At 69.3% G+C, this 15,792-nt stretch carries 16 protein-coding genes, 1 tRNA gene and 1 pseudogene; 8 read left to right on the top strand and 10 right to left on the bottom strand.

Features of this window, described 5'->3' with window-relative positions; all coding sequences use genetic code 11:
* Positions 1 to 229 precede the first annotated feature (229 nt).
* Positions 230 to 1,033 (top strand): class I SAM-dependent methyltransferase, encoded by an 804-nt coding sequence (locus I6I07_RS27130; RefSeq protein ID WP_198484439.1) that lies wholly within the window; start codon positions 230 to 232, stop codon positions 1,031 to 1,033.
* Between the two features lie 76 nt (positions 1,034 to 1,109).
* Here I6I07_RS27130 and I6I07_RS27125 read toward each other — a convergent pair whose 3' ends face one another.
* Positions 1,110 to 2,150 carry a LacI family DNA-binding transcriptional regulator gene (locus tag I6I07_RS27125; RefSeq protein WP_198484438.1) on the bottom strand — a complete coding sequence of 347 codons (1,041 nt, stop codon included), beginning with the start codon at positions 2,148 to 2,150 and terminating at the stop codon, positions 1,110 to 1,112.
* Between the two features lie 188 nt (positions 2,151 to 2,338).
* Here I6I07_RS27125 and I6I07_RS27120 point away from each other — a divergent pair, with 188 nt between their 5' ends.
* Together I6I07_RS27120 and I6I07_RS27115 are read left to right on the top strand one after the other, a co-directional pair.
* Positions 2,339 to 3,625: an MFS transporter gene (locus I6I07_RS27120; RefSeq protein ID WP_232625766.1), complete on the top strand. Its 1,287-nt coding sequence runs from the start codon at positions 2,339 to 2,341 to the stop codon at positions 3,623 to 3,625.
* On the top strand, positions 3,622 to 4,995 hold the full coding sequence (locus I6I07_RS27115) for an amidase (RefSeq protein ID WP_198484436.1): 1,374 nt from the start codon (positions 3,622 to 3,624) through the stop codon (positions 4,993 to 4,995). The genes I6I07_RS27120 and I6I07_RS27115 overlap by 4 nt, the downstream gene beginning before the upstream one ends.
* On the opposite strand, the gene I6I07_RS31790 is transcribed toward I6I07_RS27115, so the two are convergent.
* Entirely contained in the window at positions 4,992 to 5,441 is a 450-nt protein-coding gene (locus tag I6I07_RS31790) for a hypothetical protein (protein ID WP_232625765.1), read from the bottom strand. The two genes, I6I07_RS27115 and I6I07_RS31790, sit on opposite strands and share 4 nt — an antisense overlap.
* Positions 5,442 to 6,135: 694 nt before the next feature.
* Positions 6,136 to 6,306 (bottom strand): annotated as a pseudogene (locus tag I6I07_RS31785) (lysozyme inhibitor LprI family protein); the annotation flags it as partial.
* 262 nt (positions 6,307 to 6,568) lie between these two features.
* Between I6I07_RS31785 and I6I07_RS27105 the strand changes: the two are divergent.
* Genes I6I07_RS27105 through I6I07_RS27095 form a run of 3 tightly spaced genes read left to right on the top strand, consistent with a single transcriptional unit; the run spans position 6,569 to position 8,506 of the window.
* A complete protein-coding gene (locus I6I07_RS27105; RefSeq protein ID WP_269784300.1) occupies positions 6,569 to 7,267 on the top strand; it encodes a MarC family NAAT transporter in 699 nt (232 codons plus the stop codon).
* Positions 7,251 to 8,315: a DUF4105 domain-containing protein gene (locus I6I07_RS27100; RefSeq protein WP_198484435.1), complete on the top strand. Its 1,065-nt coding sequence runs from the start codon at positions 7,251 to 7,253 to the stop codon at positions 8,313 to 8,315. Before I6I07_RS27105 ends, I6I07_RS27100 begins: the two co-directional genes overlap by 17 nt.
* Positions 8,312 to 8,506 (top strand): hypothetical protein, encoded by a 195-nt coding sequence (locus I6I07_RS27095; protein WP_198484434.1) that lies wholly within the window; start codon positions 8,312 to 8,314, stop codon positions 8,504 to 8,506. Before I6I07_RS27100 ends, I6I07_RS27095 begins: the two co-directional genes overlap by 4 nt.
* Here the strand turns inward: I6I07_RS27095 and I6I07_RS27090 are convergent.
* The 7 genes from I6I07_RS27090 to I6I07_RS27060 all read right to left on the bottom strand — a co-directional run bounded on the left by I6I07_RS27090 (position 8,494) and on the right by I6I07_RS27060 (position 13,301).
* Positions 8,494 to 9,189: a YoaK family protein gene (locus I6I07_RS27090; RefSeq protein WP_198484433.1), complete on the bottom strand. Its 696-nt coding sequence runs from the start codon at positions 9,187 to 9,189 to the stop codon at positions 8,494 to 8,496. The two genes, I6I07_RS27095 and I6I07_RS27090, sit on opposite strands and share 13 nt — an antisense overlap.
* A gap of 143 nt (positions 9,190 to 9,332) precedes the next feature.
* A tRNA-Ala gene (locus I6I07_RS27085) sits at positions 9,333 to 9,408 on the bottom strand.
* A 70-nt stretch (positions 9,409 to 9,478) separates the two neighbouring features.
* Positions 9,479 to 10,261, bottom strand: coding sequence for an exodeoxyribonuclease III (gene xth / locus I6I07_RS27080; protein ID WP_198484432.1), 783 nt, complete (start codon positions 10,259 to 10,261; stop codon positions 9,479 to 9,481).
* Between the two features lie 203 nt (positions 10,262 to 10,464).
* Positions 10,465 to 10,776, bottom strand: a complete 312-nt coding sequence (locus tag I6I07_RS27075; RefSeq protein WP_006394330.1) for an addiction module antidote protein — start codon at positions 10,774 to 10,776, stop codon at positions 10,465 to 10,467.
* On the bottom strand, positions 10,773 to 11,087 hold the full coding sequence (locus I6I07_RS27070) for a type II toxin-antitoxin system RelE/ParE family toxin (protein WP_198484431.1): 315 nt from the start codon (positions 11,085 to 11,087) through the stop codon (positions 10,773 to 10,775). The genes I6I07_RS27075 and I6I07_RS27070 overlap by 4 nt, the downstream gene beginning before the upstream one ends.
* Before the next feature lie 522 nt (positions 11,088 to 11,609).
* Positions 11,610 to 12,386 carry a 3-oxoacyl-ACP reductase gene (locus I6I07_RS27065; protein ID WP_198484430.1) on the bottom strand — a complete coding sequence of 259 codons (777 nt, stop codon included), beginning with the start codon at positions 12,384 to 12,386 and terminating at the stop codon, positions 11,610 to 11,612.
* Between the two features lie 111 nt (positions 12,387 to 12,497).
* Positions 12,498 to 13,301: a FadR/GntR family transcriptional regulator gene (locus tag I6I07_RS27060; protein WP_198484429.1), complete on the bottom strand. Its 804-nt coding sequence runs from the start codon at positions 13,299 to 13,301 to the stop codon at positions 12,498 to 12,500.
* A 237-nt stretch (positions 13,302 to 13,538) separates the two neighbouring features.
* Here I6I07_RS27060 and I6I07_RS27055 point away from each other — a divergent pair, with 237 nt between their 5' ends.
* A complete protein-coding gene (locus I6I07_RS27055; protein ID WP_198487688.1) occupies positions 13,539 to 14,975 on the top strand; it encodes an aldehyde dehydrogenase family protein in 1,437 nt (478 codons plus the stop codon).
* A gap of 109 nt (positions 14,976 to 15,084) precedes the next feature.
* Entirely contained in the window at positions 15,085 to 15,789 is a 705-nt protein-coding gene (locus tag I6I07_RS27050; protein WP_198484428.1) for a riboflavin synthase subunit alpha, read from the top strand.
* Positions 15,790 to 15,792: the final 3 nt, after the last annotated feature.

The following is a 15,792-nucleotide window of genomic DNA, read 5'->3' as shown; positions in this document are numbered from 1 at the left end:
GGCGACCCGACGCCGCCGCGCCATGCGCTAGAATGGCCGCCATCCCACCGGAGTATGACGACGTGATCCTCGCTGCCTGAAGCGACCCCATCCGCTGACGCGCCCGCCTCGCCCGACGAGCGGGCCGCGCCGTCCGTGATGCCGGGTCTCCACGCCGGGCCTGTTGCGCCAACTCGCCCGCCAGCCGCGCGCCGCGCGGCCCTGTCCGCATCACGACTCCGGAGGCTTCATGCCCGCACACGATCCGTTCGACCTCATTGCCCACAACCAGGCCGCCTGGGACCAGCTCGCCGCGCAAGACTGCGAGTGGTCGCGCCCCGTCACCCCCGACATCATCGCCGCCGCCCGCCGCGGCGACTGGGCCGTGCGCCTGACGCCCGGCCCGTTGCCGGCCGGCTGGCTCGACGAGGTGAAGGGCCTGGCCATCCTCTGCCTGGCGTCCGCCGGCGGCCAGCAGGCGCCGGTGCTGGCCGCGGCCGGCGCCGACGTCACCGTGTTCGACCTGTCCGAGCGCCAGCTGGCGCAGGACCGCGCCGTGGCGTCCCGCGACGGCCTGGCGCTGGCCACCGTGCAGGGCGACATGCGCGACCTGTCGGCGTTTGCCGACCAGTCCTTCGATGTGGTGTTCCACCCGATCTCCAACCTCTACGTGCCCGACGTGCGGCCGGTGTGGCGCGAGTGCTTTCGCGTGCTGCGGCCCGGCGGCAGCCTGCTGTCCAGTTTCTACAACCCGGTGGTGTTCGTCGGCGACCGCGACCCGCGCTATGCGCAGGACGGATTGATCCGGCCGGTGCATGCCCTGCCGTACGCGGACACCGCGGCGCTTGACGCGGACGCGTTGCAGGCCAAGCGCGACCGCGGCGAGGCGCTGGTGTTCGGCCACAGCCTGCAGGACCAGATCGGCGGCCAGCTCGACGCCGGCTTCCTGCTGGCCGGTTTCCATGAAGACCGCCAGCCACGGCCGCGCTTCCTGATCGATCGCTACCTGCCGACGTTCCTGGCGACGCGCGCGCTCAAGCCGGCGCGGCGCTGAGGAAAGCGGTGATCATCCTGGCCGATCGGGCCTGGCGGTGGGTCGTGCGGCCGGCGTGCAGGCCTGTTGGCGCGGTTCAGCCTGGTATCGGCCGATCGCTGCTGCCGCGCACCACCAGCGACGGCGCCAGCCGCACGCTGCCCGGTGCGCCGCCGTCGATCTTCTGCAGCAGCAGTTCCAGTCCCAGCCGTCCCATCTGATGCATGGGCGAGTGGACGGTGGTCAGGCCGATGGGCAGGGCGCCCGCCAGCGGCGTGTCGTTGTAGCCCACCACGGCGACGTCGCGGCCGGCCTCCAGGCCCTGTTCGCGCGCCGCGCCCATCACGCCGACCGCCAGGAAGTCGTTGACCGCGAAGATGGCGGTGGGGCGGTCCGGGCCGGCCAGCAGGCGCGCGCCCACGTGGCGGCCGGCGTCGGTGTCGAACGGGCTTTCGATGCGCCAGTCGGCGGGCACCTCGACGCCGTGGCGCGCACAGGCGGCGAAAAAGCCCGCCGAGCGGTCGCGGCCGGTGCTGGCGAACGGTTCGCCCACCATCACCGCGATGCGCCGGTGGCCCATGGCCAGCAGGTGTTCGGCGGCCAGGCGGCCGCCTTCGATGTCGTCGCACGTCACGGCGCAGTGGTCGTCGGCGTGGCGGCTGACCAGCACGAACGGCACGTCGCGTTGCGCCAGCTCGGCCAGCAGCGGATTGGGCGCCGCGCCGTCGTGGCTGTGGGCGTCGCCCAGGATCAGGCCGTCCACGCGCCGCGCCAGCGCCATGTCGATCAGCTTGCGCTGCTTGTCGGGCTCGTCCTGGGTGTTGGAGACGAAGGTCAGGTAGCCGTGTTCGGCCGCGGCCTCGTCCACGCCTTCGTAGATCGTGGCCAGCACCATGTCCGACAGGCGCGGCACCAGCACGCCGATGGTGCGGCTGCGGCGCGTCTTGAGGCTGGCCGCGTGGGGGTTGGTCCGATATTGCAGTTCGGCGGCCAGCGCCCGGACCCGCTTGACCGTGTCCGGCGCGGCGGCGGCGCGCGCGTCGTCGTCGGAACCGTTGAGGACGCGGGACACGGTCGACACGTTCAGACCGAGCTGCCGCGCCAGGCTTTGCAGCGTGACAGGGCGGGATTTGTTCATGGGGCTGGAGGATACACGCACGAATACCGTCTTAGGGTCTTTCGCGGCAACCTAGGGTTTACACGGTGTCGATTTTTGTTTTCCGACCCCTTAGCATTGCGCAACCCAAACGTTTGGGTAAATCGACTGGATTGATCGCAATGACTCTTGAATCCCGGAACTCCCGGTTCCGTTACCGAATTTTCACGATGGTCGTGCTGCTGGCACTGATCAACTACATCGATCGCGGCGCCATGTCCTACGCCGCCGCCCACATCACCGGCGAGTACGGCCTGGACCGCGGCGACTGGGGCGCCGTGCTGGGCTACTTCGGCTACGGCTACATGGTCGGCGCGCTGTTCGGCGGCATGCTGGCCGACCGCTTCGGCCCGCGCAAGGTCTGGATCGTGGCCGGCGTGACCTGGTCGATCTTCGAGATCGCCACCGCCTGGGCCGGCGACTTCGGCCTGGCCTTCCTGGGCGGCTCGGCGCTGGCGGGCTTCGCCACCATCCGCATCCTGTTCGGCGCGGCCGAAGGCCCGGCGTACTCCATCATCAACAAGACCATCGCCAACTGGGCCACGCCGCGCGAACGCGGCTTCGTGGTCGGCTTCGGCCTGCTCAGCACGCCGCTGGGCGCCTTGCTGACGGCGCCGGTGGCGGTGGGCCTGCTGAGCCTGACCGGCAGCTGGCGCGCCATGTTCTACATCCTGGGCGCGGCCGGCCTGATCGTGCTGGTGCTGTTCATGCGCATCTTCACCGACCGGCCCGACACCAACCCGCGCGTGTCGCCGGCCGAACTGCGCGAGATCCAGGCGGCGCGCGCCGAGCAGGCCGCCGCGCAGGGCGACGCGCCCGCGCTGCCGTGGTGGAGCTTCTTTCGCAGCAAGACCCTGCTCTTGAACACCCTGGGCTATTTCTCGTTCAACTACGTCAACTTCCTGCTGCTGACCTGGACCCCCAAGTACCTGCAGGACACCTTCGGCTACAGCCTGTCCTCGCTCTGGTACATGGGCATGATTCCCTGGACCGGCGCCTGCGTCACCGTGCTGCTGGGCGGCCGCATTTCCGACATGCTGGCCAGGCGCACTGGCAACCTGAAGATCGCCCGCAGCTGGTTCGCCGCCGGCTGCCTGCTGGCCACCACGCTGTGCTTCCTGTTGGTGTCGCAGGCGCAGTCGGTGTTCGCCGTGATCGCGCTGATGACGCTGGCCAACGCGCTCAACGCCATGCCCAACTCGGTCTACTGGGCCGTGGTGATCGACACCGCGCCCGCCAGCCGCGTCGGCACCTTCAGCGGCCTGATGCACTTTTTCGCCAACATCGCCTCGATCCTGGCGCCCACGCTGACCGGTTACCTGGCCGTGCGCCACGGTTATTCGGTGATGTTCGTGGCCGCCTCGGTCGCCACCGCGGTGGGTATGATCGCCATGTTGCAGGTGCGCCCGGGCGTCGGTCCGCGCCTGCCCGCCAGCCGCCAGGGAGCCGTGCAATGAACCCGCAATCGAATACCGCCCCGGCCCTGGCCGTCGAACCCGGTTTCTTCGCCGGCCGCAGGCTGGCCGACCTGCAGGACGCCATGCGCCAGGGCGCGCTGGACGCCGAGGCGCTGGTGCGCCACGCGGCCGCGGCCATCGAGCGCCTGAACCCGGTCGTCAACGCCTTCGTGCACGTCGACGTCGAGGCCGCGCTGGCCGCGGCCCGCGCGCTGGACGCCGAGCGCGCCCGGGGCCAGGTGCGCGGACCGCTGCACGGCATCCCCGTCGCCATCAAGGACAACGTCGACACCGGCGACATGCCCACCACCATGGGCGCGGCGCACTTCCTCGGCCATCGGCCCGAGGCCGACGCCGAGTGCGTGGCCTTGCTGCGCGCGGCCGGCGCCATCGTCATCGGCAAGACCCTGACGCATGAATTCGCCTACGGCCCCACCGGCGACCGCAGCGTGCAGGGCGCTTCGCGCAACCCCTGGCGCACCAGCCAGATCACCGGCGGCTCCAGCGCCGGCAGCGCGGCCGCGGTCGCGGCCGGCATGGTGCCGGTGGCGCTGGGCACCGACACCGGCGGCTCGGTGCGCGTGCCGTCGGCACTGTGCGGCCTGGTGGGCTTCAAGCCGACCCATGGCCGGGTCTCGGCGCGCGGGCTGTTCCCGCTGGCGCCCAGCATCGAGGACGCCGGCGTGCTGGCCAACCACGTCGAGGACGCGCAGGTCTTCATGCAGGCCCTGAGCGGCGGCGCGATCGGGCTGGGCGTCGATCCCGGTCCGGCCGCGCCGCGCATGATGTGGGTGCCGAACGCGCCGTTCGCCATCGACGACGCGGCGGTCACCGCGTGCGCGCGGGCCGCGGCCGAGCGCTTCGGCGGCGTGCTGCTCGATGGCGCCGAGGTCACGCGCCACGCCCGCGCCTTGCAGGCCGCCCTGGGCGCGGTGCAGCGTTCGGAAGCCTACGAAGTGCACGCCGAGCGGGTCGAGCAGGAACCCGGCAAATACGATCCCGAGGTGCTGGAGCGCCTGCGCGCGTCGCGCCCGGTGCAAGGTTGGGAGTACGTGCGCGCGCTCAAGACGCGCGCCCATCTGCGCACGGTGTTCGCCGGGATCTTCGAGCGGGTGGACGTGCTGGCGCTGCCGGCGGTGGCGATCACCGCGCCCGCGCTGCAGCAGCGCAGCGTGGCCGGCCCCGGCAGCGCCGGGGTGCGCGAGACCCTGCTGGGCCTGACCAATCCCTGGAACCTGCTGGGCCTGCCCGCCATCGCCTTGCCGGCCGGCTGGGTCGACGGATTGCCGGTGGGCCTGCAACTGGTGGCGGCCGACGGCGCCGACGAGCGCCTGCTGGCGCTGGCGGCGCGCCACTGGCGCCGGCCCTAGATGCCGTTGTCGCCCTGCACCGGGCCGATCGACGTCTCGATATCGACCGCGCGGCGCTTGCCGCGCAGGTCGAACGCGTCCTGCTTGCCGTCGGGATCCGGATCGCGGATCCAGAGCTGCGCGGCCAGGCCGTCCTTGGCGCTGTAGCCGCCGAACCAGTCCACCACCCGGCCCACGTAGCAGCGCGGGCCGACCTGCACCGTCAGGTCGCCGACCGTCTCGTAGCTGTAATGCCCGGGCCCGTAGCCGTTGTAGGTCTCGCGCTCGTCCAGGCTGGTGCCGGCCGGCACCGGGCACAGCGGCTTGTCGCCGGGCGCGTCGCCCTTGGCCGGACCCGGCGCCAGGCCGGCCAGCGCATGGGTCAACGCCGCGTGCAGCGTTTCGTCCAGCGTCCTGGCCCGCGCCCGTGTCCTGCCGCTTCTGCTGGCGCGGCACCGACAGCTCATAGCGGTAGCGCACCGTCAGCGTCGGCACATCGCCCACGCGGCGCAGCGGCCGCAATAGATACAGGCGGTCTTCGCCGTAGTTGCCGACCCGGTAGGTGGCGTAGACCCGGCCGCGCAGGCGGATCCAGTCGCCGGACTGGTTGGCGCCGCGGCCGTTGATCGTGTACAGCGAGCCGCCGGCGTCCGGCGCGCCGTTGGCATCGGCGGGAACGAAGCGCGCGCCGTCGCGGCGCAGCGCGCCGACGTCGGAGAACAGGCCGGTGCCGCCGATGTAGGTATCGACCACCAGGTCGCGCTGGCCGTCGCCGTCCAGGTCCAGCAAGGTATAGGAGACGTTGCCGCCCTCGGCGTCGCTATCGGCGTCCAGGCCGGAGGCCAGCACGGCGCGCCATTCGTCCTCGGTCACGCCCGGCGGCCGCTCGGCGGGCAGGCGGGCCTGGTCATCACCCTCCGCGGCGCGCACGTTGGCGAACGTGGTCGATTCGGCCTGGGTCGAGAATGCCGCCAGCACGGTTTCCAGCGGCATCTCCGGGTCTTTCTGGCGGGCCGCGTCCAGCGCCTGGCGCAGGTCTTCCAGCGCCAGTTTGTCGGTGGCGTCGGGCTGGTAGCCCTGGACGCGCCGCAGCTGCCCCTGCAATTGGGCCAGCCGCGTCTCATAGCGCTGGCGCAGGCAGTCGCTATCGGCGCCGCACAGGTTGCGCTGCTTCAGCCAGCCGCGCTGGGCCTGGCGCAAGGCATCGGCCTGCTGCGGTCGGGCCGCGCGCAGCTTGCCGTAGACCACGCCCAGCTCGGTGTCGAGCTGGTGCAGCCCGGCATCGGCGCACAGGGCCTTTTCGGTGGGCGTGCGCGCCTGGGTGCAATCCATGCCGGCCGCCATGGACGCCGCAAAGGGAGTGAACGCGAGAAGCAGGGCGGCGGGCAGCCCGCGCAAACGGACGACGGTCACGGAGAATTCCTGTCAGGGATGGGCCGCGGGCGGCCAAGCGCGCATCGTACCGGGGCGGGGCACAGGGTAAGTACGGATGATTTCCTTTGCTTACATTACACTGTGCGGTGTAGCGCCGTCGACGTCCCTGGGCGAACGCGTTGCACCTCCGTCCCGACCCGCCGTTTTTTCCTCCGCCGCGATGATTGATGATCTGGTTCAACTGGGCAAGCTGGTCAGCCTGGGCCTGGCGCTGATGCTGCCGTTGGCAAATCCCCTGACCTCCATGACCATGCTGCTGTCCCTGGGGCAGCACATTCCCTACAAAGAGCGCGAACGCCAGATCCGGCAGGCCGCCTGTTATGTCGTGGGCATCATGCTGGTCACGTACTACGCCGGCGCCTGGATCATGGCCACCTTCGGCATCTCGATTCCGGGCCTGCGCATCGCCGGCGGCCTGATCGTCGTCAGCATCGGCTTCAGCATGTTGTTTCCGTCGGCCACCGCCGCGGCCAGCGACGAGCGCGAAGCCGACGTGGCCGCCGACGTGGCCATCCACCGGCAGGTGCCCAACATCGCCTTCGTGCCGCTGGCGCTGCCGGGCACGGCGGGGCCGGGCACCATCGCCATGATCATCAGCGCGGCCTCGACCGTGGGCAGCGAGGCCGCCAGCGAATATCCCGCCTGGACCATCGCCGTCACGCCGATCATCGTCTTCGCGCTGCTGGGCCTGCTGTTCTGGATCTGCCTGCGCTCGGCCGGCCGCATCGTCGCCCTGATCGGCAACGGCGGGGTCGAGGCCATCTCGCGCATCATGGGCTTCCTGCTGGTGTGCATGGGGGTGCAGTTCGTCATCAACGGCGTGCTGGAAATCGTGAGCCAGCATGGCGCCGGTGTCTGACCCCGCGCGGCCCGGCCGGGCCTGGCGCTGCCTGCGGGTGCTGGGCCGGATCGCGCTCAGCCTGCTGATGCTGTTCTCCATGGCCTGGGCCTGCCTGGCGTTCTGGTGCCAGAGGCCCTCGGCCAACTGGGGCAAGGGCGTGCTGATGCTGGCGTGGGTCGCCCTGGGGCTGTATGCGTTGCTGCGGCTATGGCATGGCACCGGCCGCCTGCGGCGCCGGCCCGCGCTGTGGGCCTACCTGCTGGCGTTGCTGGCGCTGGCGGCGTGGTGGCAGGGCATCGCTCCGTCCAACGACCGGGTCTGGGCCGACGACGTCGCGCGGACGCTGCGCGGCAGCGTCGCCGGCAGCATCGTTACGCTGGACAACGTGCGCGACTTCAAATGGCGCTCGGACACCGACTACACGCCGCGCTGGGAAACCCGCGTCTACGACCTCGCCACCCTGCAGTCGGTCGACATGGCGCTGTCGTACTGGGATGGCCCGGCCATCGCCCACACGCTGGTGTCCTTCGGCTTTGCCGACGGCCGCCATGTCGTCTTCTCGGTCGAGATCCGCAAGGAGCGCGGCGAGCAGTTCTCGGAGCTGGGCGGCTTTTTCAAGAAATTCGAACTGAGCGTGGTGGCGGCCGATGAGCGCGACGTGCTCTACGTTCGCGCCGGCCCGCGCGCCGAGAACGTCTATCTCTATCCCGTGAAGATGCCGGTGGATGCGATGCGCGAGCTGTTCCTGTCGTACCTGCGCACGGCCAACGGGCTGGCCGACACGCCGCGCTTCTATCACACGGTCACCGCCAACTGCACCACGCTGGTCTACCGCATGGTGCGGGCCATCGTGCCCGGCCTGCCGCTGGATTACCGGATCCTGTTGTCCGGCTATCTGCCCGAATACCTCTACGACCAGGGCGGCCTCGATACCAGCCTGCCGTTGCAGACCCTGCGAGAGCGCGGTTTCGTCGGCATTCCGCCGATCCTGGGCGAGGATTCCATCGGCTTCTCGCGCACCATCCGCCGCCACCTGCGCGCCGAGCCGAGCGGGAGCGCGCCATGATCTCGTTGCGCGTCGCGGCGCTGGTCCTGCTGTTCGGGGTGCTGCTGTTCCTGGTGATGCGCACGCCGGGCGTGCTGGCCTATGACTACATCGCGCGCTGGCTGCGTGGCCGCGGCCAGCCGCCGAAGGACGCCCGCAAGCAGGATCCTTCCGCCGCGCGGCGGCCGGGCCAGGCGGGTCAGCCCGGGTAGGCGCGCGCCAGCGCCTGGCCCGCCAGCGACACCAGCGGCGGCAACGCAAAGGCCCACAGGCCGATGCCGACATGCAGCAGGGCCGCCGCGCCGCAGCCGACCGCGAACGCCAGCACGGCCCGGCTCATGCGTCCCATGCGCCTGCCGGCCGCCGCGTCGGCCTCGCCGCGCACGGTGTCCGCCAGGTCCAGCATGATCTGCGTGGTGGTGCCGGTCATCAGCGTCGACGGCGGCGCGGCGCCCAGATGCACCCGGTGCACCGCGTTCTGGATCGACATCGCCAGCACCAGCGTCATGCCGGTGGCGAACAACCCCCAGCTGTCGCCCATCGGAAACGGCCCCAGCCTCACGGCCAGCGCCGCCGCCACGCACAGCAGCAGGGTCTTGACGGTAAGCAGGCGCATGAAAGCCGGCTTGCCGGCTTCGCGCCGCGCCTGGCCATACAGGCGCGCCAGGAACACGCCCAGGCAGAACACCGGCAGCGCCGCCAGCTTGGTCCAGGCGCCCGAGGCGCCGTTGCCCAGCGCGTAGCCGATAGTGACGAAGTTGCCGGTGACGTGCGCCGAGAACAGGCCGTGCAGCGCGATGAATCCCAGCGTGTCGACGTAGCCGCCGTTCAGGCTGAGCAGGAGCGGCAGGCGTTCGTCGGCGGGAGGGGGCGGGGAGGCGGCAGGGGCGGACATCGGTATTCCTTCGGGAGGGGGGCGCAAGCCGCCTACCGTTGTATCGCAGTTCCGCTATCCGCGCACCGGCATTAGGCCGATGCAAACGCCGACGCAAACAAAAAAGCCCTGGACAAGAGTCCAAGGCTTTTCCGTCTGGAATTTGGTGGAGCGGAGGAGGATCGAACTCCCGACCTTCGCATTGCGAACGCGACGCTCTCCCAGCTGAGCTACCGCCCCAAATCAAGCAAGACCGCAAATATACAGGAATTCCCGCGCGCCGTGCAAGCCGGCGCGCAGGTTTTTTTGCTCAATCGAACGTCAGCGTGGCCACCACCGGCGCATGGTCGGACGGCTGCTCGTTGCGGCGCGGTTCCTTGTCGATGACGCAGGCGGTGCAGCGCTTGACCAGCGGCGCCGACAGCAGGATGTGGTCGATGCGCAGGCCGGCATTGCGGCGGAAGGCGAACTGGCGGTAGTCCCACCACGAAAACGACTTCTCGGGCTGCTCGAACAGGCGGAACGAGTCGGCCAGGCCCAGGTCGACCAGGTTACGCAGCGCCTGGCGTTCGGGTTCGGACACCAGCACCTGGCCTTCCCATTTCTCGGGGTTGTGCACGTCCTCGTCGGCGGGCGCGACGTTGTAGTCGCCCAGCACCGCCAGGCGCGGATACTGCTTGATCTCGTCGGCCAGCCAGGCGCGCATGGCTTCGAACCATTCGAGCTTGTAGGCGTACTTGTCGGAACCGACCGACTGGCCGTTGGGGCAATAGGCGCAGACCACGCGCACGTCGCCGTCGGCGCTGGGGAAGGTCAGGGCCAGCACGCGCTGCTGCGGGTCTTCGTAGTTGGGGATGTTGCGGACCATCGAGGTGCCCGGCACGCGCGACACGATGGCGACGCCGTTGTACGTCTTCTGGCCGGCCCAGACCGCGTGGTAGCCGGCTTCCTTGAAGGCGGCCTCGGGGAACTTGTCGTCGGTCAGCTTCAGTTCCTGGATGCACAGCGCGTCGACGGGATTGGCGGCCAGCCAGTCCAGCACTTGCGGCAGGCGCACGTTGAGGGAGTTGACGTTCCAGGTGGCGAGTTTCATGATTTTCGTAGACCGTTTGTTTGTGCGGCTTCTGGCGGTTACGCCATCCAAAATCCCGGTCTAGCTACTCATCTGGCTACTCATCCGGGGCGCGGTTGGCTGACGCCAGGGACAAGGCCAGATGATACCCGGTCATGCAGCCTTTTTCTGTTTGCCAGCGCGGCTTGGGTTTTCGATTTGGCCGCGATGCTCGTCATGCGGGCCTAGGCCGGATGTTCGGCCTGGACGACAAGGCGTACGCCCAGTGCCTTGCATACCTTGGCGATGGTGTCAAAGCGCGGGCTGGCGCCAGCCCGCAGGGCCTTATACAGGGATTCCCGGCCAATACCGGCAGTCTCGGCAATTTGCGTCATGCCGCGAGCGCGCGCGGCAACTCCCAGCGCCTGGGCAAGCTCACCGAAGTCTCCGTCCTCGATCACCTGCGTCAAGTAGGCGGCGATGTCCTTGTCGTCGCGCAGGTAACGCGCAGGGTCGAAGGTGGGCAGTTCGGAAACCTTGATCGTCTTCTTGCTCATGATTGGTCTTCCTCGTCGTTTCTCAGAGCCCGCGCCAATTCCTTGGCGTGCTTGACGTCACGGCTTTGTGTGGCCTGTGTGCCGCCGCCCAGCATGACGATCAGCACGTCGCCCTGCTCGGTGTAATACGTGCGCCAGCCAGGGCCAAAGAACTCGCGCATCTCGCTCACGCCCTCTCCGACCGGTTTCACATCGCCCAGCAAACCCCGCGCGGCCTTTTCAAGCCTGCGGAGCAGGCGGGCTCGCGTAGCCGGGTCTGCCAGGGTGTCGAACCAAGCGTCGAACTCTGGCAGCGGCTTTATGTGGTACATGATTAGTGTATTCGATCGGATACTTTCTCGGCAAGCGGATCGGCGACGTGATGCCGGTGCGTGACGTGCGCGACATGCTCGCGGGTGGTGCCCGGATGCGTCGTGTGCCACTCGAAAGCGCGGCGCACGAGCGAGCCGGGGCGTTGAACCTTTAGGGGATTAATGTCGTGCCAGCAGTCCAGCAAGGGGGAACAGGAGGGCTTGGCGAGTCGACCCTTCCTTGTGTCCGAAACCACGGGAAACGTCGGGGGCGGCGATGCACACGACCCAGGGCAAGGAGGCCGAAGTCGTTATCCTGGTGCTGGGCGGTAATCCACAGCGCCCGGGGGGCCAAGGATTGGGCCGCGCAAAGTCCCAACCTGCTCAATGTGGCGGTCAGCCGGGCCAAGGCGCGGCTGTATGTGATCGGCGATCGTGCGGCCTGGGGCCAACGCCCTTATTTCCGCGTGCTGGACCAGCGCCTTGGCGCCGGTAGCGAGGGGCCCTCGCGGTGACCCCATCCGTCAGCGCGACGCCGCGGCCTCACCCCTTCACCAGCCCGCCATCCACGATCAGGTTCTGTCCCGTGACCGCGCGCGACCACGGGCTGGCGAAGAACAGCACCGCGTCGGCGAACTGGTCCGGCGTGGTCACCTCGCGCAGCGGCGTGCTGGCGGCGATCAGGTCGAACACCGCGGCGGGCGTGGCGGCCGAGGCGTCGGTGGTGCGCAGCAGCCCGCCGGACACCATGTTGACGGTGATGCCGTCGGCGCCCAGTTCGTGCGACAGCGTGCGGGTGAAGGCCAGCAGCGCGGCCTTGGCGGCGGTGTAGTCGTGGTACGGCACCACCGGGTTCTGGACCAGGTTGGTGCCGACGTTGATGATGCGGCCACCGCCGGCCGCGCGCATCGACGGCAGCACGGCCTGGGTGGTGTTGAGGGCAGCGCGCACGCTGCCTTCGAGCTGCGCGTTCATGCGCGCCCAGTCGAGCGTGTCGGCGTGGGGGCGGGCGTCGCCGTCGAACTGGAAGGCGGGCAGGGCGTTGTTGACCACGGTGCTGACCGGCCGGCCGAAATGCTCGCTGGCGCGCGCCACCATGGCGGCGACCGCCTCGGCGTCGCGTACGTCCGCCTGCACGGCCAGCGCGCGGTCCGGCGCGGTGGCGGCCAGTTCACGGGCCGCGGCTTCGCTATTCAGATAGTTGATGACGACCCGCGCGCCTTCGCGCAGGAAGGCGCGGGCGATGGCCGCGCCCAGGCCGCGGCTGGCGCCGGTGACGATGACGAGTTGCTGGTCCAGGGGCAGGCAGGGGCTAGGCATGGTGGTGAATCAAACGGAAAGTCGGGGTGAATCGAGGTCAAGCGCGGCGGCGCACAGCGAGCCGCGCGAAATGCCGGGCTGGCGCCGCGCAATGGTAGCGCCCGCTCCGGTTTAATGTTCCGAGCCGCTGTTGAGCATGCGGCTGCGGGCCTTTTCGATATGGGCGCGCATGATGTTGCGGGCGCCCTCGGCGTCCTGTTCGTGGATCAGGCGGTAGATCTGGCGGTGTTCGTCGATGGCGGCGCGGGTGCGCTTCCAGGGTTCGCTGTGGACCAGGTGGCGCATCATGTTGACGGCATGGCTGACGTCGTACTCCAGCGATTTGAGCACCTGCACGAAGCGCTGGTTGCCGGTGGCCGCCGCGATGGCGCGGTGGAAACCATAGTCATGATGGTGGGCGATGGCGCCGGCGGCGTCGGCGGCTTCGTAGCCGGCCAGCATGCGGTCCATCTCCAGCAGGTCGTCATCGGTGCGGCGCAGGGCGGCCAGGTAGGCGCATTCCGGCTCGATCACCATGCGCAGTTCCAGACCTTCCAGGATATGGCCGACCCGGCGCGCGGGATCGACCGCCGGCATGCCGCCCATCAGGTCGGGCTTGGCGCGCACGTAGCTGCCCGAGCCGCGCACGGATTCGACCAGCTGGTCTTCGCGCAGCCGGTCCAGCGCCTGCCGCACCACCGGCCGCGACACTTCGAACAGCGCCGCCAGCTCCAGTTCGGTGGGCAGCTTGGCGCCCGGCCCGATCTTGCCGGTGGCGATGGCGTAGAACAGGCTTTCGTAGACGCGTTCGGCGAAGCGCTCGGCGCGCACGTAGCCCAGGCCGGACGCCACCTCCGCCAGCACGTCCAGCTCGGGCCGCGGGCGGGTGGCCGCGCTCAGCAGCTTGTCCAGTTGCGGATCGCGCACGTCGCTCATGGCTGGGCTCCAACGGCGCGGACGCCGGGTTTGTTATCTGTCATGACAAATCGAACAAGGCGCCCCGGCGCACACGCGGCGATGCAGGGCTTGAAAACCTAGGGATAACCCCAGTCGGACCGAAAATATCCTGAAGCTTGGGACGGAAGCTGTCAATTCAATTGACAAGTTATGGAGCGCTCCCTTACCTTGGATCCATCCCCCAACCGGCCGACCGGCCGCTACTTTACTCCGCACATCGTGACTCAGAAGAACTTTATCGCCAATCAATGGGTGCCCGCCGCCAGCGGCGAAACCATTCCCGTCCTGAACCCGTCCGATGGCAAGGCCTTCGACGCCATCGCGCGTTCGGGCGAGGAAGACGTGGACCGCGCCGTGGTCGCCGCGCGCGAGGCCTTCGAAGGCGAGTGGGGCCAGATGGCGCCCGCCGCGCGCAGCCGCCTGCTCATGCGCATCGCCTTCGCGCTGCTGGAGCGCCAGGAAGAACTGGCGCAGCTGGAATCCGCCGACGCCGGCAAGCCGATCAAGCAGGCCCGCGCCGACGCCGCTGCCGTGGCGCGCTATTTCGAGTTCTACGCCGGCGCGGTCGACAAGCTGCATGGCGAGACCATTCCCTACACCCCCGGCTTTACCGTGCTGACCGTGCGCGAGGCGCATGGCGTCACCGGCCACATCGTGCCGTGGAATTACCCGCTGCAGATCTTCGGCCGCAGCGTCGGCGCGGCACTGGCCGCGGGCAACGCCTGCGTGGTCAAGCCGGCCGAGGACGCCTGCCTGTCGCTGCTCAAGGTGGCCGAGATCGCCGCCGAGGTGGGCCTGCCCGCCGGCGCGCTGAACATCTGCACCGGCTACGGCCACGAGGCCGGCGCCGCCTTGTCGGCGCACCCGGGCATCGACCACATCTCGTTCACCGGCTCGCCGCAGACCGGCAAGATGGTGGCGCACGCCGCCGCCGAGAACCACGTGCCGGTGACGCTGGAACTGGGCGGCAAGTCGCCGCAGATCGTGTTCGACGACGCCGACCTGGACGCCGCCATGCCGGTGCTGCTGGCCGCCATCATCCAGAACGCCGGCCAGACCTGCTCGGCCGGCAGCCGCGTGCTGATCCAGCGCGGCATCTACGAGAAAGTGCTGGCGCGCCTGGGCGAGGCGTTCTCGGCCACCGTCACCGGCCCGGCCGCGCAGGACCTGGACGTCGGTCCGCTGATCAGCGCCCGCCAGCATGACCGCGTGCGCGGTTTCCTGGCCGAGGCCGAAGCCGAGGGCCTGAAGGTCGCGGCGCGCGGCAAGCTCCAGGACGGCGTGCCCGACAGCGGCTTCTACCAGCCGCCGGTGCTGTTCCGCGACGTGCCGCCCAAGAGCCGCCTGGCGCAGGAAGAAGTGTTCGGCCCGGTGCTGGCCGCCATGGTGTTCGACACCGAGGAAGAAGCGCTGGAGATCGCCAACGGCACGCTCTATGGCCTGGTGGCCGGCGTCTGGACCCGCGACGGCGGCCGCCAGCTGCGCCTGGCGCGCAAGCTGCGCGCCGGCCAGGTGTTCGTCAACAACTACGGCGCCGGCGGCGGCGTGGAACTGCCGTTCGGCGGTTCGCGCCAGTCGGGCTACGGCCGTGAAAAGGGCTTCGAGGCGCTGTACGGCTTCACCACCCTGAAGACCATCGCCATCCGCCACTGATCCGGCGGCGGCCGGGCGTGCCGCCCGACCGGGGCGGGCGCCCGGTGGCAAAATATCGGTTACCTTTGATGTTTTGCCAGGGGCGCCACGCCCCGTATCCAGGATCAGCATGTTCACCGGTATTGTTCAAGGCACCGCGAAGATCGCGAAAATCGCGGATCGCGAAGGCCTGCGCACGTTTACGCTGGCGTTTCCCGAGGGCTTCTGCCAGGACCTGGCGATCGGCGCCAGCGTCTCGACCGACGGCGTCTGCCTGACGGTCACCGAAATCCTCGACGCCAACCAGGCCACCTTCGATGTCATGCTGCAAAGCCTGGCCATCACCACGCTGGGCAGCTACCAGGAAGGCGACCGCGCCAACGTCGAGCGCGCGGCCAGGGACGGCGCCGAGATCGGCGGCCATCCGCTGTCGGGCCACGTCGACTTCACCTCGGAAGTGGTGATGGTGAAGTCGTCGGACACCAATCGCCTGATGCGCTTCAGCATCCCCGAGGCCTTCCGCAAGTACGTGTTCGCCAAGGGCTACATCGCCATCAACGGCGCCAGCCTGACGGTGTCCGAAGTGAACCGCGCCGAGGGCTGGTTCGAAGTCTGGCTGATCCCCGAGACCCGCCGCATGACGGTGTTCGAGGACAAGCAGGTGGGCGACCGCGTCAACATCGAGATCGAGCGCAGCACCCAGGTGGTGGTGGACACCGTGCGCGAGACCGTCCAGGAAAGCCTGGGCCGCCTGCAGCCGCTGCTGGAAGCCATCCTCAAGGAAAAAGGGCTGACGCTGGAAGATTTCGTCAGCCCGCAGGGCAAGCTCAAGTAAGGT

The sequence above is a fragment of the Achromobacter deleyi genome, assembly GCF_016127315.1.
GTDB classification, from domain to species: domain Bacteria; phylum Pseudomonadota; class Gammaproteobacteria; order Burkholderiales; family Burkholderiaceae_B; genus Achromobacter; species Achromobacter insuavis_A.
The sequence above is the reverse complement of the archived record's forward strand: the minus strand, read 5'-3'. Positions and strand labels throughout refer to the sequence as shown.